This is a genomic window from Glycomyces algeriensis (assembly GCF_027622855.1).
GTDB classification, from domain to species: Bacteria; Actinomycetota; Actinomycetes; order Mycobacteriales; family Micromonosporaceae; genus Glycomyces; species Glycomyces algeriensis.
The window spans coordinates 329,676-348,194 of the sequence record NZ_JAPZVR010000002.1 but is presented as its reverse complement, the minus strand read 5'-3'; the positions used below and the strand labels follow the sequence as shown (position 1 = coordinate 348,194).

Below are 18,519 nucleotides of genomic sequence, written 5' to 3'. Positions count from 1 at the left end.
GGTGACTCATGACCAGACAGCAAGAAAGCACGGTCCTGTTCGACGCGCTCGGCCCCAAGGGCCGGCAGCGCTCGCTCATCGCCTCCATCATCTCCGGCGCGGTGATCCTGGCCCTGCTGGGCTGGGGCGCACTGGCACTCGCCCGGGACGGTTTCTTCGAGGAGACCCGCTGGGCCAACCCGCTCGACGTGCTCGTCGTGGAGAACACCTGGATCCCGGCGATCCTCAACACGCTCCTGGCGTTCGCGCTCGGGTCGGTCCTGGCGATCGTCCTCGGCGTCGTCTTCGGGTTCGGCCGGATCTCCCGGTTCGCGCTGACCCGCTGGGCCGCCACGGGCTACGTCCAGTTCTTCCGCTCCCTTCCGCTGGTGCTGCTCATCTGGATCTCCTTCACGATCGACGGGGCGTTCAGGTTCACCGGCGACACGTTCGGCTGGGACGGCGACACGCGGCGCCTGGTGTTCCTGGTGCTGGGCCTCGGCATCTACAACGGCGCGGTCCTCGCCGAGATCCTGCGGGCGGGCGTCGCGGCGCTTCCGCCGGGCCAGGCCATGGCGGGGTACGCGGTCGGGCTGAACCACGGCCAGGTGCAGCGCCTGGTCGTGCTGCCGCAGGTGGTGCGGAACATGCTCCCGGCGGTGCTGGCGCAGTTGGTGATCCTCCTGAAGGACACGTCGCTCGGCGCCGTGATCACCTACCCGGAGCTGCTGCACTCGGCCAACATCATCGGCCACGACTACGGCCAGTCCTATCTGCAGGCGCTCATCATCGCCGCGTTCATCTACTTCGCGATGGCCTACGCCCTCTCGAAGCTGGTGGTCGTCGTGGAGCGGCGCATGCGCACGAAGACGGCGGCCCCGCTGGCGCGGGTGCGGCAGATCGAGGCGACCGCCGTCGCCGAGTAATACATCACCTATCACGCATCACGTACCACTGAGGGCCCCGCCGCATCACCGCGGCGGGGCCCTCAGTGCACCCACCGGCATCAACAAGCGCCGTCCGTACCACCGACCAATATGAGGCGCAAGCACATTCGGGCCCTGCTACGCTCCTTTTGAAATCAACAACCATTTTCAATTGGTGGGGGACCACAGCATGAAACTCGCCTTCGTCGGCAAGGGCGGCTCGGGCAAGACCACGATGGCCTCGCTGTTCGCGCGCCGCGCGGCCGCCCTCGGCCACCCGGTCATGGCGATCGACGCCGACATCAACCAGCACTTGGCCGCTGCGCTCGGTCTCGACGCCGAGGCCGCCGCGATGGGTCCGGTCCTCGGGGAGCGGCTCGGCGACATCAAGGAGCACCTGCGCGGGAGCAACCCGCTCATCCCGACGGCGGAGCTCATGCTCAAGACCACGCCGCCCGGCCCGGGTTCGCGCCTGCTCACGGTGGGGGAGTCGAACCCGGTGTTCGACGCGCTCTTCACCGAGCACGAGGGCATCCGCTTCGCCGCCACGGGCGGTTTCGTGGACGACGACCTCGGCGTCTCCTGCTACCACTCGAAGGTCGGGGCGGTCGAGCTGCTGCTCAACCACCTCGTGGACGGCGCCGACGAGTTCGTCGTGGTCGACATGGTCGCCGGGGCCGAGGCCTTCGCCTCCGGCATGTTCACCCGCTTCGACCACACCTTCCTGGTCTGCGAGCCGACCCTGCGCAGCGTCGGCGTCTACAAGCAGTACCTCGGGTACGCCGAGGACTACGACGTGCGGATCTCGGTCATCGGCAACAAGATCGACGATGCGGACGACGTCGCGTTCCTGCGCGGCCACGTCGGCGACGCCCTCCTGGGCTGGTGCTCGCGCTCGAAGTACGTCAAGGCCGCCGAGCGCGGCAGCGTCGGGCCCGTGGCCGACCTCGAACCGGAGAACCTGGCCGTGGTCGACGCCGCCCGTGAGCGGGCCGTGGCCGCTGGCAAGGACTGGGCCAAGTTCACCCGCCAGGCCCACGAGTTCCACCGCAAGGCCGCGCTCGCGTGGGGCAACGACCGCGCCGGCGTCGACCTGGCCGACCAGATCGTGCCCGACTTCGTCCTCGGCGAGCACCTGCTGCGGGCGCAGACCGTCTAGCGGCCCGGCCGCACAGCGCCGTGCGGCCGGCCTGGACGTCCCGGTCCGGAGACCCTTCTGCGTCGACTACCCGACAGCGGACGGTGACCGGACCGAGCACAATGAACCGATTCGAACCGAGAGGAGAACGCATGTCCCTTGACGTCTCTGAAGACCTGCTGCACAAGGCTGAAGCGGGGGAGGTCGGCGACGCCGACTTCATCGACTGCGTCAAGCAGTCGCTGCCGTTCGCATGGGAGCTCATCGCCAAGGTCGTGAACGACCTGAAGAACGGGGTGGTCTCGTCGAGCGGCTCGACGCAGTTCGCCGACAACACCACGCCCCCACCGGACGAGCAGGCCCGCGGGCAGCTGCTGCGGGTGCTGGCCTCGGACTCGATGCGCGGCGCGCTCGAACGCCACTACGGCGTGAAGCTCGCGTTCCAGAACTGCCACCGGATCGCGGCGTTCCCGCTGGCGGAGGTCGACTCGGACACGTACCGCAAGTTCATCTCCCCGCGCGGGCAGCTGCTCAACCAGTCGCCGGAACTGCGCGACTGCTGACCCCTGAGCCACTGCGCTGCGGCACAGGCTGAACGGGCCGGCGGGACACTCGTCCCGCCGGCCCGTTTCGCGTCTACTCGGGGCGCCTGGTGATGAGGAAGTCCCGCACGAGCTCCTCGCCCTGCTTCACCAAGGGGCGCAGGATCTTCAGGCGGGAGAGGGCGACGACGCGGGCGGCGAGGGGCGCGGTGCGGCGGGCCAGCTCGCGCGATTTCTCCTGGCCCGGCGAGGCGTCGTACACCCAGTACAGGACCACGACCATCTGGTGGAGCCAGAGCATCTCGGGCAGGATGTCCGCCATGTCCTTGGGGACCTTGGTCTTCGACCCTTCGAGGACTTCGCGGTAGAGCGCGATGTCACGGTCGCGGCTCTCGGTGGAGTCGGCGGAGAAGGGGCTCAGCGGGCTGGACGGGTCGGCGGCGTTGCGGAAGAACTGGCCCGCGAACGCGTGGTAGGGCCCGGCGATGTCGAGCCAGGCGAGCAGCGCCGCCTCGATCCGCTCGGCGAGCGTCTCCTTGCCGTCGAGCAGGCGCGGGGTGAGCTCGGCGTGGCGGGTCGTGGCCTGCTCGTAGAAGCCCTGGATGAGGTGCTCTTTGGACTTGAAGTAGTAGTACGCGTTGCCCACGGAGACGCCGGCCTCGGCGGCGATCGCCCGCATCGTCGTCTTGTCGTAGCCGCGTTCGGCGAACATGTCGAGCGCGGTCTCGATGATGCGCTGACGTGTCCGCTCGCCCTTCGAGGAGGGGCGGGCGGACGCGTCAGAGGACTCGGCTTCGGTGCTCACGCAGGCGATCCTACTGCGGTTCAGGCGCCGTACGCCTGCGGCCGCTGCGGCGGGCGCGGCGGTTCAAGGGTGGCGAGGGCGCGGGCGTCGACGTGGCCGCGCTTGCGGAAGCCGTTGAGCACCAGGATGTTGAGGACGTGGAGGACGCCGAGCACGAGGAGCACGGCGCCGATCTTGACGGCGACGGTCTCGAAGACGCCGCGGGCGTCGTAGACCGGGTCGGCGGTGCGCAGCCACAGCGCCACGAACCCGAAGTTCAGGAGGTAGAAGCCGACCTGGAGAAGCTTGTTGACGGCTTGGGCGAGCTGCTCGTCGCCGGCGAAGACGTCCTTGATGAAGTGGAAGCCGTTGGCGCCGAGGGTGCGGGCGACCCAGACGGTGAGCGGGATGGCGACGAGGAGGTAGGCGATGTAGCCGATGACTGCCAGGTCCATGGCAGTGCTCCGTTCTGTGCGGGGTGTGGTTCGGGCTTGAGTTGAACATGTTCAACTTCTGATTTCAAGCTACACCCGCGTCTTGAACATGTTCAAGAATGATACGGAAATATGGCGGACGACACGGCCCACCGGCGCCTGTAGGCTTGCCACGTGACTGTTGCGGTGCGTGTGATCCCCTGCCTGGACGTCGATGCCGGGCGGGTCGTCAAAGGAGTGAACTTCGAGAACCTGCGCGACGCGGGCGACCCGGTCGAACTGGCCGCCGCCTACGACGCCGCCGGCGCCGACGAGCTCACCTTCCTCGACGTGAGCGCCTCCTCCGGCGACCGGGCGACCATGTACGACGTCGTCGCCCGCACCGCCGAGCAGGTCTTCATCCCCCTCACCGTCGGCGGCGGCGTCCGCACCCCCGACGACGTCGACCGGCTCCTGCGCGCCGGCGCCGACAAGGTCGGCATCAACACCGCCGCCATCGCGCGGCCCGAGGTCATCTCCGAGATCGCCGAGCGGTTCGGCAACCAGGTGCTCGTACTCTCCGCCGACGTCGCCTCCGGCCGCGACACCGCATCGGGCTGGGAGGTCACCACCCACGGCGGCCAGAAGCGCTCGACCGGCCTCGACGCCGTCGAATGGTGCGCCCGCGCCGCCGAACTGGGGGCGGGGGAGATCCTGCTCAACTCGATCGACTCCGACGGCATGAAGCAGGGCTTCGACCTCAAACTCATCGCCGCCGTGCGCGCGGCCGTGGACATCCCGCTCATCGCCTCCGGCGGCGCCGGCAAGGCCGCCCACTTCCCGCCCGCCGTCGACGCCGGGGCCGACGCGGTCCTCGCGGCCTCGATCTTTCACTTCGGCGACGTCGCGATCGGCGAGGTCAAGCAGGAACTACGCGAAACGGGCCACCCGGTCCGCTGAAGCGGCCGGCATCGCTGGGCGCGAGCGAAGCGTCTCAGCGAAACGACCGCCCCATGGGCCGCCCGGTCGGATAAACCGATCGCTTTGCTGGACGTGAGCGAAGCGTCTCTGTGAAACGACCGCGCCGCCGGTCATCGGCGCGCAGACTTCGCCGAGCCGAGCCGAGCCGAGCCGAGCCGAGCCGAGCCGAGCCGAGCCGAGCCGAGCCGAGCCGAGCCGAGCCGAGCCGAGCCGAGCCGAGCCGAGCCGAGCCGAGCCGAGCCGAGCCGAGCCGAGCCGAGTGAGGTCGAGGGTCGAGTCTGAAATGGCTTGAGCGCTGGCCCCGCCCGAGGAGTGATCGGCGCGGGAATTCGCCACACCTGCCGAGAGGACAGCGAACGTGAGCGGAGGGTCTCCGCAAATCGGACATCGATGGGCCCCCGGTATCAACCCTGACCTAGGGGTACGACAATTTGTCGACTGGTGCTGAACCGTGCGTGATCATGCCGTTCGATGCCGTCGGGTGGAATTGCGGTTGGCGACTGTCGCAGGCGCGAGGCATGATTGCTAGCGGTTGCTTGCCGACCGGCTAGCCAGCGCCTCCCAGGGCTGGCGCCCGTACCCACCGACCGGAGACCCAATGACGCTGCCCACCGGCGCCGACACACCGTCGTCCCTAGACGACCAACCCGCCGACGACCGCATCCTCCGCCAAGGACTGCGCAACATCGGCGACATGATCCGCCTCGAACCCAAACCGTTCGCGGTTGGCGCCGCCGGGGCCATGGCGAACACCGCGATGACACTCTTCCTCTCCTTCGTCGTCGGGTGGGTCGTCTCCGCGATCGCCGTGCCCGCCTACGAGAACGGCGAAGTCGTCTTCGGCACCGTCATGATCGGCGTCGCCGCACTGGTCGGCACCTCCATCGTCCGCTTCTCCACCATGTGCGCCCGCCGCATCGGCGCCGGCGTCATGATGTTCGGCGTCCAGGCCCACTGGCGCCGCCAGATCACCCGCCGCTACCTCGCCCTCCCCGTCTCCTGGCACCAGAAGCACCCCACCGGCACCCTCCTCTCCAACGCGAACGCCGACGTCGAAGCCGCCACCCGCCCCCTCGCCCCGCTCCCGTTCGCGGTCGGCACCCTCTTCATGGTCGTCGTCGCCATGGGCGCCTTCCTCTGGATCGACTGGGCCATCGCGCTCGTCGCCCTCGGCATGTTCCCCGCCCTCTTCGCGCTCAACGCCCTCTTCGCCACCAAGATGGCCCCCCGCGCCAAGCGCGCCCAGGAACTGCGCGCCGAAGTCTCCGCCGTCGGCCACGAATCCTTCGACGGCGCCCTCGTCGTCAAGGCAATGGGACGCGAAGCGGCCGAGACCGAGCGGTTCACCGCCACCGCCGAGGACCTGCGCGACGCCATGATCGGCGTCGGGCGCCTGCGCGCCGCCTTCGAACCGGCGATCTCCGGACTCCCCGAGATCGGCGTGCTCGTCGCCCTCCTCGTCGGCCTCGCCCGCTACGAAGCCGGCGCCATCGACCTCGGCCAGCTCGTCACCGTCTCCTTCATGTTCTCCGTGCTCGCCTTCCCCGTCCGCGCCATCGGCTGGGTCCTCGGCGACCTCCCCGGCTCCGTCGTCGGACGCCGCCGCGTCGACCACGTCCTCTCCGCCACCGGTGACATGACCTACGGCGACAAGGAACTCCCCGACACGACCACCCCCGCGCGCCTCGAATTCGACGCCGTCGCCTACGCCTACCCCGACGGCCACGAAGCCCTCCACGAAGTCACCTTCTCCGTCGAAGCCGGCACCACCGTCGCCCTCGTCGGCGCCACTGGCTCCGGCAAATCCACCCTCGCCCACCTCGCCGCCCGCCTCGTCGACCCCAGCCGCGGCACCGTCACCCTCGACGGCGAAGACCTGCGCGACCTCACCCACGCGAGCCTCGCCCGCACCACCGCGCTCGTCCAGCAGATCCCGTTCGTCTTCGACGACACCGTCCGCGCCAACCTCGCCCTCGACCGCGCCGGGCTCACCGACGACCGACTCTGGGACGCCCTCGTCGCCGCCGGCGCCGAGAAGTTCATCGCCGCCCTCGACGACGGCCTCGACACCGAGGTCGGCGAACGCGGCACCACCCTCTCCGGCGGCCAGCGCCAGCGACTCACCCTCGCGCGCGCCCTCGCCGGCAGACCCCGGATGCTCATCCTCGACGACGCCACCAGCGCCGTCGACCCGAAAGTCGAGTCGCAGATCCTCACCGGCCTCAAGGACTCCTCCGAAGTCGCGAGCGTCCTCGTCGTCGCCTACCGCAGAGCCACCATCGCCCTCGCCGACGAAGTGGTCTTCCTCGAGAACGGCCGCATCACCGCCCGCGGCCCCCACCAGGACCTCCTCAAGACCCACCAGCCCTACGCCGACCTCGTCACCGCCTACGAGCGGGCCGAAGCCGAACGCGAATTCGACAGCGAGTTCGACGACCCCGAATTCAGCGCCCCCGAATTCGACGGCGAACTGAACGACACCGAGTTCTACGACGCCGGCCTCAACGGCACCAAGCGCAACGAAGAGGAGACCACGGCGTGAGCGCGCAAGAAGCAACCCAGACGCAGCCCGGCCCGTGGCAGACCGTCAAACGCGGCCTACGGCTCTCGCCCGAGCTGCGCCGCGGCCTCGGCTTCACCGTGTTCCTCGCGGCCGTCACCTCCATCGGCCGCCTCGTCGTACCCATCGGCGCGCAGCAGGTCCTCGACAAAGGCCTCCTCGGCGAAGGCGGACCCGACATCGGGTACGTCGTACTCGTCGCCTCCATCGGCGTCGCGGCCCTCCTTGTCACCACCGGCACCAACTACCTCATGAACCGGCGCCTGTTCGTCGTCTCGGAGCACGCGCTGGCGTCGCTGCGGCGCAGGACGTTCCGCCACATTCACGACCTGTCGATGCTGCACCAGCAGTCCGAGCGGCGCGGTGCGCTGACCGCGCGTGTCACGACCGATATCGACCAGGTGAGCACGTTCCTGCAGCAGGGCGGCATGGTGCTGGTGACCGCGGCGGCGCAGATCGTCGTCGCCACCGTGGTCATGGCGGTCTACTCGTGGCAGCTGGCGATCGCGGTGTGGGTCGTGTTCATCCCCGTGACCTGGCTGATCAAATGGCTCCAGGGGCACCTGGCCGCCGCTTATACGGATGTGCGCAAGAGCGTGTCCAAGATGCTCTCGGCCGTCGCCGAGTCCGTGGTCGGCGCGGGCACCGTGCGCGCGTACGGGGTCGGGGCCCGCACGAGCGAGCGGCTCGACGCGTCGATCGACGAGCACCGGCGCGACCAGACCCGCGCGATCAGCCGCTCGGCATTCTCGTTCGGCGCGGGGGAGCTGGTCTACCTGGGCGTCAACGTGATCGTGGTGGTCCTCGGCGCGTTCCTCGTCGCCGACGGATCGATGACTGTGGGCGAGCTGACGGCGTTCCTGTTCCTCGTCATCCTCTTCACCCAGCCCATCGTGATCGGCACAGAGACGCTCAACGAGGCCCAGAACGCGGTCTCCGGCTGGCGGCGCGTGCTCGACATCGTCGACACCGAGCCCGACGTCGCCGACCCGGTCGACGGCGTCGCCCTTCCCGAAGGGCCCCTTGGGGTCCGCTTCGAAGGCGTGCGCTTCGCCTACCCGGGCGGCGAGGAGGTGCTGCACGGCATCGACGTCGAGATCCGGGCCCATTCGAAGGTCGCCGTGGTCGGCGAGACCGGCTCGGGCAAGACCACGTTCGCGAAACTGCTGACCCGCCTGATGGACCCGACTTCCGGGAGCGTGGTCATCGGCGGCGTGCCGCTGACCGGGGTCACGTTCGCGTCGCTGCGCAGCCGGGTGATGATGGTGCCCCAGGAGGGCTTCCTGTTCAACGGCACCCTCGCGCACAACGTGCGCTTCGCCCGGCCCGAGCTGACGGACGCGGAGATCTACGTGGCCTTCGCCGAGCTCGGCCTCGACGACTGGCTCGAGACGCTCTCGGCCGGCCTCGAGACGCCGCTCGGCGAGAGCGGCGCGAACCTGAGTGTGGGCGAGCGCCAATTGGTGTCGCTGGTGCGCGCCTATGTGGCCGACCCGGACCTGCTCGTCCTCGACGAGGCCACGAGCGCCGTCGACCCGGCCACCGAGCTGCGGCTCTCATCGGCCCTCGACGCGGTCACGCGCGGGCGCACCACGGTGATCATCGCGCACCGCCTGTCGACGGCCGAAACCTCGGACGAGGTGCTGGTCTTCGACGCGGGGAACCTGGTGCAGCACGGGCCGCACGCCGAACTCGCCGCCGAGCCCGGCTCGGTCTATGCCGGGCTGCACGGCTCGTGGGTCGAGCAGACCCGCTCGAGTTGAGCCGAGTGGTGAGTCGAGTTGAATGTGCGTCTGGGTTTCGAGCTGGACTGAACTGAATGCTGAGTCGGGCTTCGGCTGAGTTGAATGCTTTGGTTCGAGTCTCGGGCTGAGTTGAGCTGAGTGCTTTAGTCGAGTCTTGGGCTGAGCTGAATGGTGTTGTGGCGTGGGGGGGGGGGGGGGGGGCCGCCCCCCCCCCCCCCCCCCCCGCTGTGGCGCTGTGGGGGGGGGGGGGGGGGGGCCGGGGGGGGCCCCCCCCCCCCACGCTCGGCCTCCGCGGAGGCGGAGGGGTGTGGCACCTGGCGGGGACCGCGCGCGGGTGGATTCCCGCGCGCGGTCTCGGTATGGCGACGTTCGCGAATCCCCTTGTGTCGCCGCCATCCCGCCGGTGCCAGATGGCGTTTTTGCTATCTACTACAACATGTGGGGTAGTTGGACGGCAACAAGAGTTTTCTGCCTGTGGATAACTTCGTGAGCTTGACTTTTGTTGCCTGGTGAAGAGTCTGTGGATAACTGGCCAGGCGATTAGGCGATGGTGAGGACGATCTTGCCGATCGTGCGGCCCTGCTCCAGCGACTCGTGGGCCTTGGCCGCGTCCTCGAGCGCGTACGTCTCCGAGACCGTGGGCGTGAGCCGGCCTGACTCGACCAGCGCGGTGATCGCCTTGAGCCCGCCCAGGTCGGGTTCGACGATGTTGTAGCCGGCGTTGATCCGGGCCAGCTCGGACTCGGGGATTTCGGCCGGGCTCGGCAGGATGACGAGGTGGCCGCCGTCGCGGACCACCGCGGCGGAGCGGGCGGCGTAGTCCCCGCCGACGCCGTCGAGCACCACGTCGACACCGCTCACCTGCTCGGCGAAGTCGCCGGCCGTGTAGTCGATGACCTCGTCGGCGCCGAGGCCCCGCAGGTACTCGTGCTTGGCGGCGCTGGCAGTGGCGATCACGTAGGCGCCCTTGGCCTTCGCGATCTGGACCGCGAGGTGGCCGACGCCGCCCGCGGCGGCGTGGATGAGGACCTTCTGGCCCGCTTGGAGGCCCGCGATGTCCACGAGGGACTGGTAGGCGGTGAGGGCGGCGAGCGGCAGGGCCGCGGCCTCCTCATGGCTGAGCCCGGCGGGTTTGGGGGCGAAGTGGCGGGCGGGCGCGGTCACGTACTCGGCGTAGGCGCCGGCGAACTCCGGGAACCGCGGCATGCCGTAGACCTCGTCGCCGACCCGGTAGAGCCGCACGCCGGGGCCGACGGCCTCCACGGTGCCCGAGACGTCCCAGCCGACGGTGAACGGGGTCGGGTCGCCGGTGATCGCGCCGTAGGTCCGCACCTTCCAGTCCACCGGGTTCAGGCCGGCGGCGTGCACCTTCACGAGGATCTCGCCCGCGCCCGGTTCGGGCCGTTCGACCTCGGCGAGCTCGAGGACTTCGGATCCGCCCAGGGCGTTCTGGACGATGGCGCGCATGGTGGTCATGGCGTTGCCTTTCTGACAGTGGCCTTTCGGTGACCCCCAGTCTTCGCGAGCGGCGCGGCTTCGCCTAGTGACCTGAAGGCCGTTATATGAAAGAATCGGGCCATGACGGAACCCAATGCGCCCCACCGCATCGCGGTCCTCGCCCTCGACGGGGTGATCACCTTCGACCTGGGCATCCCCGAGCGCGTCTTCGCCTCGGCCGGCCGCGCCGACGGGACCGACCGCTACGAGGTGCGCGTGTGCTCCCTCGACGGCGGGCCGGTGCGCACCACCGCCGGGTACACGATCAACGTGGAGCACGGGCCAGAGCTGCTGGCCGGCGCCGACACCGTCATCGTGGCCACTGTGGACCCGGTGGAGGGGCCGACCTGCGACTTCCCTGACCTGCCCGCCGGGCTCGGGGCGGCTTTCGCGCGGATCCGGCCCGAGGCGCGGATCGTCTCCTTCTGCAGTGCCGCGTTCGTGCTCGCCCACCTGGGGCTGCTCGACGGCCGCGCCGCGACCACTCACTGGATGCTCACGGACCGGCTCAGTGAGCGCCATCCGGAGGTCAGGGTCGATCCGGACGTGCTGTTCGTGGACGAGGGGCGCATCCTCACGTCGGCCGGAGCCGGTGCGGCCGTTGACCTCTGCTTGCACCTGGTGCGGCGCGACCACGGCAGTCAGGTCGCGAACGCGGTGGCGCGCCGCTGCGTGATGCCGCCGTGGCGCGAGGGCGGGCAGGCGCAGTTCATCGAGCGGCCGGTGCCGGAGGTGACCGGGGCGGGGACCGCGGAGGTCCGCGAGTGGGCGCTGCAGCACCTCGACAGTCCATTGTCGATCGATGCTTTGGCGAGTCGGGCGCGGATGAGCCGTCGCTCTTTCACGCGGCGGTTCCGCGAGGAGACCGGGCAGAGCCCGGCCCAGTGGCTCACCCGGCAGCGCGTGGAGCACGCGCGGCGGCTCCTGGAGTCGAGCGAGTTGACGGTGGACCAGATCGCGCACCGGGCGGGCCTGGGCACGGGCGTGTCGCTGCGGCAGCACCTGCGGGCGGTCCTGGGGGTGTCGCCGTCGGCGTACCGCCGCACGTTCCGCGAGCGGGCCGCGGTGTCCGCTATGGAGTGACGTGCGTGCGTGATGTGGAGTGGCGCTAAGGGATGAGGAGGAGCTTCCCGGTGGTCTTGCGGGCTTCGAGGGCCTGGTGGGCTTCGGGGGCCTCTTCGAGGCGGAAGGTCTCGCCGACGCGCACGAGCAGGTCGTCGTCCTCGATCATCTGGAAGACCTCGTTCGCGCGCCAGAGGAACTCCTCGCGGGTCGCGGTGAAGTCGTGGAGGGTGGGCCGGGTGAGGACGAGCGAGCCGCCGCGGTGGAGGTCCTGCGGGTCCACGGGCGGGACGGGGCCGCTGGCCTGGCCGAAGAGCGCCATGACGCCGCGGCGGCGCAGTGCGGTGAGCCCTTCGGCGAAGGTGGTCTTGCCGACGCCGTCGTAGACGGCCGCGACGCCTTCGCCGCCGGTGAGCTCGCGGGCCTTGGCGCCGAAGCCCTCGTAGCGCATGACGTGGTCGGCGCCGTTCTGGCGGGCGAGTTCGGCCTTCGCGTCGGTGGAGACGGTGCCGATGACCTTGCCGCCCTTGGACTTGACCATCTGGGTGAGGAGGAGGCCCATGCCGCCGGCGGCGGCGTGCACGATGACGGTGTCGCCCTCCTGCACGGGGTGGACGGTGTTGCACAGGTAGTGCGCGGTGAGGCCCTGGAGCATGACGGCCGCGGCGGTCTCGACCGCCACTTTCTCTGGGACGAGCACGAACTGGTCGGCGTCGCCGACGACGAGGTCCGCGTAGGACCCGGGGACGCTCTTCCAGGCGACTTCGTCGCCGACGTCGAAGCCGGTGACGCCGGCGCCGACGGCCGCGACGTACCCGCCGCCTTCGAGGCCGGGTGTGAACGGCAGCGGGAGGCCGTAGGCGCCGGTGCGGTGGTAGACGTCGATGAAGTTGACGCCGGCGGCGGCGACCTTGACGGCGATCTGGCCGGGGCGGGGGCCCGGGTCCTCGCCTTCCAGGACTCGCATGACGCCCGGCCCGCCGGTCTGCTCGACCACGATCGCCTTCATGGGGTTTCCTTCCGCCGCAGGGTCACCCCATAAAATAGCAGCGCCCGGCGCCGCCTACTCCTCTGTGCCGCCGCGCTTGCCGTTGCCGACCCCGAAGCGCACGCGCCCGCGGCTCCACTTGTTGGGGTTCGCGGTGCGGGAGTCGACCTCTTCGCCGACGAGTTTGCGGATCGCGTCCCGGAACCCCTTGTGCCGCAGCTGGTGCCGCAGCGGGTGCCCGGCGGGGTCGGTGGCGAGCTCCTTCATGAGCGAGACGCAGAGGAGGAGCATGACGATGACGAACGGGAGCGCGACGATGATCGTCGCGTTCTTGAGGCCCTGAAGCCCGCCCGAGAGCAGGAGCACGGCCGCGACGGCGCCGATGGTCGCGCCCCAGAACACGACGAGCGGCTTCTTCGGGGCGAGGGACCCGTGGCTGGAGAGCGAGCCGAGCACGAGCGAGGCCGAGTCGGCGCCGGTGACGAAGTAGATGGCGACGAGCACCATCGACAGCCCCGAGAGCAGGCTGTACAGCGGGAGCGACTCCAGGAGCGCGAACAGGGAGTACTCCTCGCCCAGGGCGACGGCGTCGCTGAAGTCCTCGCCGTGGTTCTGCTGCCACAGGGCGGTGCCGCCGAGGATCGCGAACCACAGCGTGGACGCGGCCGAGGGGATGAGGAGGACGCCGACGATGAACTGGCGGATGGTGCGGCCGCGGGAGATGCGGGCGATGAAGGTGCCCACGAAGGGCGCCCACGACAGCCACCACGCCCAGTAGAAGATCGTCCAGGTGCCCAGCCATTCGCCGCCGCCGAACGCGCCGGTGGCGCTGGAGATGCCGGCGAGCTCGGAGAGGTAGCCGCCGATGGCGTTGGGCCACGCGTCGAGGATGAAGAGGGTCGGGCCGGCGAAGAACACGAACACGATGAGGAACAGGGCGAGGACGACGTTCGTGGTGGAGAGCCATTTGACGCCGCGGTGGACGCCGGAGAACGCCGAGGCGACGAACGCTGCGGTGAGCGCGATGATGACGACCAGTTCGAGCTGGGTCGACTCGGGGACGCCGACCACGATCTCGAGGCCCACCGCGACCTGGAGGGCGCCGAGCCCGAGGCTGGCGGCGGTGCCGAACACGGTTGCGAACACGGCGAGCAGGTCGATGGCCTTGCCGGTCATGGGCCCCCAGCGCTTCCCGGCGGTGAGGGGCGCGAACGCGTCGCTCATGTTGTTGCCGCGCTGCTTCCGGAACGTGGAGTACGCGAGGGCGAGGCCGGCGACGGCGTAGATCGCCCACGGGTGCAGTCCCCAGTGGAAGAACGAGTAGACGAGGGCGCCTTCGGTGAGCTGGTCGTTGTAGAAGGGGGACGCCGGGTTGAGCTCGAGCGGCGGGGGCGCCTCGAAGTAGTGAGCCAGGGGCTCGGCGACGCCGTAGAACATGAGGCCGATGCCCATGCCGGCGGCGAACATCATGGAGATCCACGGGAGGGTCCCGAACTCGGGCTCCTCGTCCGCGCTCGCGGCGAGCTTGATGGCGCCGAAACGGCTGGCGGCGATGTAGATGGCGAGGACCACGAAGATGTTGCCGGCGATGATGAACAGCCACGCGAAGTTGACGATGACCCAATTGAGCGCGGCGGTCGAGCCGGTCTCGAACTGGTCGGGGTAGACCGCTCCGAAGACGATCACGGCGAGGATGACGACGGCGCTGATCCAGAACACCGGCCGGTCGACCGGGTAGGTCGTCTGGCGCTCCTCCGCCTCGATGGGCACGGCGGGCGGCGGGGTCTCCCCGGGGTCGGTGGGCGGCGTCGCGGTCGTTGCCATCGGACGGGCTCCGTTCGTCGGTGGAGTGGCGCTTCAGTCACCATAAGTGACGAAACGCGCGTGTCCGTCCGATTCGGCGACGCCGCGCCGCACCGTCGTACAGGTACGACAGCGCGCCGCGCCGCACTGTCGTATAGGCAGATCAGTCGTACGGGTAGATCAGCAGCGCAGGTAGATCAGTCGTTCCGGTGAAGCACGCCCACTGCTGGATCAGCTGTGCAGTCAGTCCCGCCGGTAGACCAGCAGCGCGACCTCGCCGATCGCGCGCGCCTCGACCAGTTTCAGGGGGCGGTCGGGCGACTGCGGGAACGCCGCGGCGTGCACGAAGCGGGGCCCGCCCGCGCTTCCCAGCAGGAACGGCGCGACCACCAAGTGCACCTCGTCGACGAGGTCGGCCGACATGAACGCGGTGTGCACGATCCCGCCGCCCTCCACCAGGACCCGCCCGATGCCGCGCCGGGCCAGGTCCTCCAGGACCGCGAGAGGCGCCACGGCGTTCTCGCCGACCGCCACCACCTCGGGGTGGGCCGAGCCCTCCGGCCACGTCGCGGGCCCGAACTCGTCCGCGTCCGGCCCGAGCGGGAACGTCCGGGCCCCCTCGGTGCTCGTGTACACCACCACCGGCCCGGCGGCGTCGTCCGCGTCCCGGTTGAAGAGCCTCGCGCCCGGCTCCAGCCGGCCCGACGGCGAGATCACGGCCCGCAGCGGCGTCGCCGGCCTCCCGCCCGCCAACCGCTCCTCGCGGCGCTCCGCCGACCGCACCAGCAGCCGCGGGTCGTCCGCGCGCACCGTCCCGGCCCCGACCGCGATCGCGTCGACGCTCGCGCGCACCGCGTCCACCCGGTCGAAGTCCGCCGCGTTCGACAGCATCAGCCGCTCCGGCGAGACGTCGTCGAGAAAGCCGTCGATGCTCATCGCGGCCGAAACGATCACATAAGGGCGCTCCATGCCCCCGAGAATCCCACGATGCACTCCCGACCGGGGCCGGGTGGCGGACCCCGCAGGGGTGCGATCACAATCGGTAGACGTGGAAGCAGGACAGACCAGCGACGACGTGATCGCGAACCTCACGTTCAACGCCGACGGGCTCGTCCCCGCCATCGCGCAGCAGCACGACACGGGCGAGGTCCTCATGCTCGCGTGGATGGACGCCGAGGCGCTGCGGCGCACCGTCGCCACCCGCAAGGCCACCTACTGGTCGCGCAGCCGCGGCGAGTACTGGGTCAAGGGCGAGACCTCCGGCCACCACCAGGCGGTCGTCTCGGTCGCGGTCGACTGCGACGGCGACACCGTCCTGCTGCAGGTGGACCAGACCGGCCCCGCCTGCCACACCGGCACCCGCACCTGCTTCACCGGAAGGGAGATCGCATGAGCGAACCGACCAGCGGCGACACCGCTGCAGGAGACGGCGCCGCCGATCAGGGCACCGCCGAGACCAGTCCCGCCGACAAGCGCGCCGCCGAACGCACTCGCGTGCTCCTCGCCGGGATCCTCGCGGCCGCCTTCAGCGCGCTCGCCGCCTCCCGCGACTGGACCGCGACCAACGAGACCGGCCACGCCGGGATCACCGCCACCACCGCCCAGGCCGGCACCGACCTCGCCTCCTGGGCCCTGCCGTGCGCCCTCGCCGGCGGCGCCGCCTTCCTGGCGATGCTCGCCACCGGCAACCGCGCCCGCCGCGTCCTCGGCGTCGTCGCCGCCCTCGCCGGCCTCGCGACCGCCCTCGGCGGCGCCCTCAACCTCGACGCCGGGCCCTGGCCGATCGCCATGGGCGCGGCCGCGCTCGTCCTCGCGTTCGCCGGGGCCGCCACCACCGCGCGCGCCGGCGCCTGGCCCGACAGCAGCGACCGCTACGAAGCGGCCCCCGACAAGGCGTCCGCCATAGCAGAGGACCCGGTGTCCCTGTGGAACGCCCTCGACTCCGGCGAGGACCCCTCGTCGCCTAATATCACGGCATCGGCGCAGGAGAAGGGACGATCTTAGGTGAACGTGCTGGAGCAGATCATCACCGAAGTCCGCGCCGATCTCGAACGGCGCCAGACCGCGATCCCCATCGAGAAGATCCGCGAACGCGCCGAGGCCGCCCGCCCCGCGCTCGACGGGTACGCCGCGCTCTCCGGCGGCGGCGTCAGCGTCATCGCCGAGGTCAAGCGGGCCTCCCCCTCCAAAGGCGCCCTCGCCGACATCCCCGACCCGGCCGTGCTCGCCGCCGAGTACGCCGCGGGCGGCGCCGCCGTCATCTCGGTCCTCACCGAGCAGCACTACTTCAAGGGCAGCCTCGACGACCTCGACGCCGTCCGCGCCAAGGTCCAGATCCCGGTGCTCCGCAAGGACTTCGTGGTCTCCCCCTACCAGGTGCTCGAAGCCCGCGCCCACGGCGCCGACCTCGTGCTCCTCATCGTCGCCGCCCTCGACCAGGACACCCTCGTCTCGCTCCACGAGCGCATCGAAGGCCTCGGCATGACCGCCCTCGTCGAAGTCCACACCGAGTACGAGGCCGACCGCGCCCTGCGCGCCGGCGCGAAAGTCATTGGCGTCAACGCCCGCGACCTGACTACGCTCGACGTGGACCGCTCGGTCTTCGAGCGCATCGCCCCCGGCCTGCCCCGCGACGTCGTCAAAGTCGCGGAATCGGGCGTCAGGGGCACCCGCGACCTCATCCGCTACGCCAGCGCCGGCGCGGACGCCGTGCTCGTCGGCGAGGGCGTCGTCAAGACGAAGAGCCCGCGCGACGCCGTCGCCGAGCTGGTCACCGCCGGGTCCCACCCGGCAACGCCGCGCCCGAGCTAGCGGTCGCGGACGAACACACAGGTGAGCCTGTGCGCGCGTGCGCGCGCCCGGGCAGCGAGTTGCGAAGGGGAGCGAGACACCGTGCCTAATCCAGATGCCAGCGGCCACTGGGGCGAATTCGGGGGCCGCTTCGTCCCCGAGGCGCTCATCGCCGCGCTCGACGAGCTCGAGGCCGCCCACACGGCCGCGCTCGCCGACCCCGCGTTCACCGCCGAACTCGAGAAGCTCGGCCGCGAGTACGGCAACCTGCCGTCCCCGCTGTACTTCGCCGAGCGGCTCTCCGAGGAGGCCGGGGTCGAGGTCTGGCTCAAGCGCGAGGACCTCAACCACACGGGCGCGCACAAGATCCGCAACGTGCTCGGGCAGGCCCTGCTGACCAAGCGCATGGGCAAGACCCGGATCATCGCCGAGACCGGCGCGGGTCAGCACGGGGTCGCCTCGGCGACCGCCGCGGCCTACTTCGGGCTCGAGTGCACCGTGTACATGGGCGAGGAGGACACGCGCCGCCAGGCGCTGAACGTCGCCCGCATGCGGCTCCTCGGCGCCGAGGTCGTGCCCGTCACGACCGGTTCGCGCACGCTGAAGGACGCCATGAACGAGGCCCTGCGCGAGTGGGTCGCCTCCGTGGACCACACGCACTACCTGATCGGCTCGGTCGGCGGCCCCGCCCCGTTCCCGCAGCTCGTGCGCGACTACTGCCGCGGCATCGGCGACGAGGCCCGCGCCCAGTTCCTCGAGCGCACCGGCGCCCTGCCGGACGTCGTCGCCGCGTGCGTCGGCGGCGGCTCGAACGCGATGGGGATCTTCACCGCGTTCCTCGACGACGCCGACGTGAAGCTCTTCGGGTTCGAGGCGGGCGGCGACGGGTACGACACCGGCCGCCACGCCGCGACGATCACCGCCGGGCAGGTCGGCGTCCTCCACGGCGCCCGCACGTTCGTCCTGCAGGACGAGGACGGGCAGACCATCGAGTCGCACTCGATCTCCGCCGGCCTGGACTACCCGGGCGTCGGCCCCGAGCACGCGCACCTCGCGGCCACCGGCCGCGCCGCCTATGAGCCCGTGGACGACGCGGAGGCCATGGCGGCCCTGGAGAAGCTGGCGCGCACCGAGGGCATCATCTGCGCGATCGAGTCCGCGCACGGCCTGGCCGGGGCGCTGCGCCTCGCCAAGGGCCTCAAGCCCGGCGCGCGCGTCCTGGTGAACCTCTCCGGGCGCGGCGACAAGGACATGGGCAACGTCGTCGAGTACTTCGGCTTCGCAGGCGCCCCTGAGAAGAGGGGGGCGTAG

At 70.5% G+C, this 18,519-nt stretch carries 17 protein-coding genes; 11 read left to right on the top strand and 6 right to left on the bottom strand.

What is annotated here, in order from left to right; genetic code table 11:
- Positions 1-8 precede the first annotated feature (8 nt).
- The 3 genes from O2L52_RS04830 to O2L52_RS04820 all read left to right on the top strand — a co-directional run bounded on the left by O2L52_RS04830 (position 9) and on the right by O2L52_RS04820 (position 2,606).
- Positions 9-905, top strand: coding sequence for an amino acid ABC transporter permease (locus O2L52_RS04830; RefSeq protein ID WP_270114196.1), 897 nt, complete (start codon positions 9-11; stop codon positions 903-905).
- Between the two features lie 190 nt (positions 906-1,095).
- Positions 1,096-2,064 carry an ATP-binding protein gene (locus tag O2L52_RS04825; protein WP_270114195.1) on the top strand — a complete coding sequence of 323 codons (969 nt, stop codon included), beginning with the start codon at positions 1,096-1,098 and terminating at the stop codon, positions 2,062-2,064.
- A 131-nt stretch (positions 2,065-2,195) separates the two neighbouring features.
- A complete protein-coding gene (locus tag O2L52_RS04820; protein ID WP_270114194.1) occupies positions 2,196-2,606 on the top strand; it encodes an SCO5389 family protein in 411 nt (136 codons plus the stop codon).
- 73 nt (positions 2,607-2,679) lie between these two features.
- Here O2L52_RS04820 and O2L52_RS04815 read toward each other — a convergent pair whose 3' ends face one another.
- Both O2L52_RS04815 and O2L52_RS04810 read right to left on the bottom strand, forming a co-directional pair.
- On the bottom strand, positions 2,680-3,390 hold the full coding sequence (locus tag O2L52_RS04815) for a TetR/AcrR family transcriptional regulator (protein WP_270114193.1): 711 nt from the start codon (positions 3,388-3,390) through the stop codon (positions 2,680-2,682).
- A 20-nt stretch (positions 3,391-3,410) separates the two neighbouring features.
- Positions 3,411-3,824 (bottom strand): hypothetical protein, encoded by a 414-nt coding sequence (locus tag O2L52_RS04810; RefSeq protein WP_270114192.1) that lies wholly within the window; start codon positions 3,822-3,824, stop codon positions 3,411-3,413.
- A 153-nt stretch (positions 3,825-3,977) separates the two neighbouring features.
- On the opposite strand from O2L52_RS04810, the gene hisF reads away from it, so the two are divergent.
- The 3 genes from hisF (at position 3,978) to O2L52_RS04795 (ending at position 9,086) form a co-directional block, all read left to right on the top strand.
- Positions 3,978-4,742, top strand: a complete 765-nt coding sequence (hisF, locus tag O2L52_RS04805; RefSeq protein ID WP_270114191.1) for an imidazole glycerol phosphate synthase subunit HisF — start codon at positions 3,978-3,980, stop codon at positions 4,740-4,742.
- Between the two features lie 682 nt (positions 4,743-5,424).
- Positions 5,425-7,305, top strand: coding sequence for an ABC transporter ATP-binding protein (locus O2L52_RS04800; RefSeq protein WP_373897054.1), 1,881 nt, complete (start codon positions 5,425-5,427; stop codon positions 7,303-7,305).
- Positions 7,302-9,086: an ABC transporter ATP-binding protein gene (locus tag O2L52_RS04795; RefSeq protein WP_270114189.1), complete on the top strand. Its 1,785-nt coding sequence runs from the start codon at positions 7,302-7,304 to the stop codon at positions 9,084-9,086. Before O2L52_RS04800 ends, O2L52_RS04795 begins: the two co-directional genes overlap by 4 nt.
- A gap of 522 nt (positions 9,087-9,608) precedes the next feature.
- Here the strand turns inward: O2L52_RS04795 and O2L52_RS04790 are convergent.
- Positions 9,609-10,535, bottom strand: coding sequence for an NADP-dependent oxidoreductase (locus tag O2L52_RS04790; RefSeq protein ID WP_344472587.1), 927 nt, complete (start codon positions 10,533-10,535; stop codon positions 9,609-9,611).
- A gap of 111 nt (positions 10,536-10,646) precedes the next feature.
- Between O2L52_RS04790 and O2L52_RS04785 the strand changes: the two genes are divergently transcribed.
- Positions 10,647-11,648: a GlxA family transcriptional regulator gene (locus O2L52_RS04785; protein ID WP_270114187.1), complete on the top strand. Its 1,002-nt coding sequence runs from the start codon at positions 10,647-10,649 to the stop codon at positions 11,646-11,648.
- Positions 11,649-11,673: 25 nt separating this feature from the next.
- Here O2L52_RS04785 and O2L52_RS04780 read toward each other — a convergent pair whose 3' ends face one another.
- The 3 genes from O2L52_RS04780 to O2L52_RS04770 all read right to left on the bottom strand — a co-directional run bounded on the left by O2L52_RS04780 (position 11,674) and on the right by O2L52_RS04770 (position 15,387).
- Complete coding sequence (locus tag O2L52_RS04780; protein ID WP_270114186.1) at positions 11,674-12,636, bottom strand: quinone oxidoreductase family protein; 963 nt, start codon at positions 12,634-12,636, stop codon at positions 11,674-11,676.
- 54 nt (positions 12,637-12,690) lie between these two features.
- Positions 12,691-14,439, bottom strand: a complete 1,749-nt coding sequence (locus tag O2L52_RS04775) for a BCCT family transporter (RefSeq protein WP_270114185.1) — start codon at positions 14,437-14,439, stop codon at positions 12,691-12,693.
- 222 nt (positions 14,440-14,661) lie between these two features.
- On the bottom strand, positions 14,662-15,387 hold the full coding sequence (locus tag O2L52_RS04770; protein ID WP_270114184.1) for a RibD family protein: 726 nt from the start codon (positions 15,385-15,387) through the stop codon (positions 14,662-14,664).
- A gap of 79 nt (positions 15,388-15,466) precedes the next feature.
- Between O2L52_RS04770 and hisI the strand changes: the two genes are divergently transcribed.
- From hisI to trpB, 4 genes are all read left to right on the top strand, one after another.
- Positions 15,467-15,811 (top strand): phosphoribosyl-AMP cyclohydrolase, encoded by a 345-nt coding sequence (hisI, locus tag O2L52_RS04765; RefSeq protein ID WP_270114183.1) that lies wholly within the window; start codon positions 15,467-15,469, stop codon positions 15,809-15,811.
- On the top strand, positions 15,808-16,422 hold the full coding sequence (locus O2L52_RS04760; protein ID WP_270114182.1) for a Trp biosynthesis-associated membrane protein: 615 nt from the start codon (positions 15,808-15,810) through the stop codon (positions 16,420-16,422). The genes hisI and O2L52_RS04760 overlap by 4 nt, the downstream gene beginning before the upstream one ends.
- Before the next feature lie 6 nt (positions 16,423-16,428).
- Positions 16,429-17,229: an indole-3-glycerol phosphate synthase TrpC gene (gene trpC / locus O2L52_RS04755; protein WP_344472584.1), complete on the top strand. Its 801-nt coding sequence runs from the start codon at positions 16,429-16,431 to the stop codon at positions 17,227-17,229.
- Between the two features lie 81 nt (positions 17,230-17,310).
- Positions 17,311-18,519, top strand: coding sequence for a tryptophan synthase subunit beta (gene trpB / locus O2L52_RS04750; RefSeq protein ID WP_270114180.1), 1,209 nt, complete (start codon positions 17,311-17,313; stop codon positions 18,517-18,519).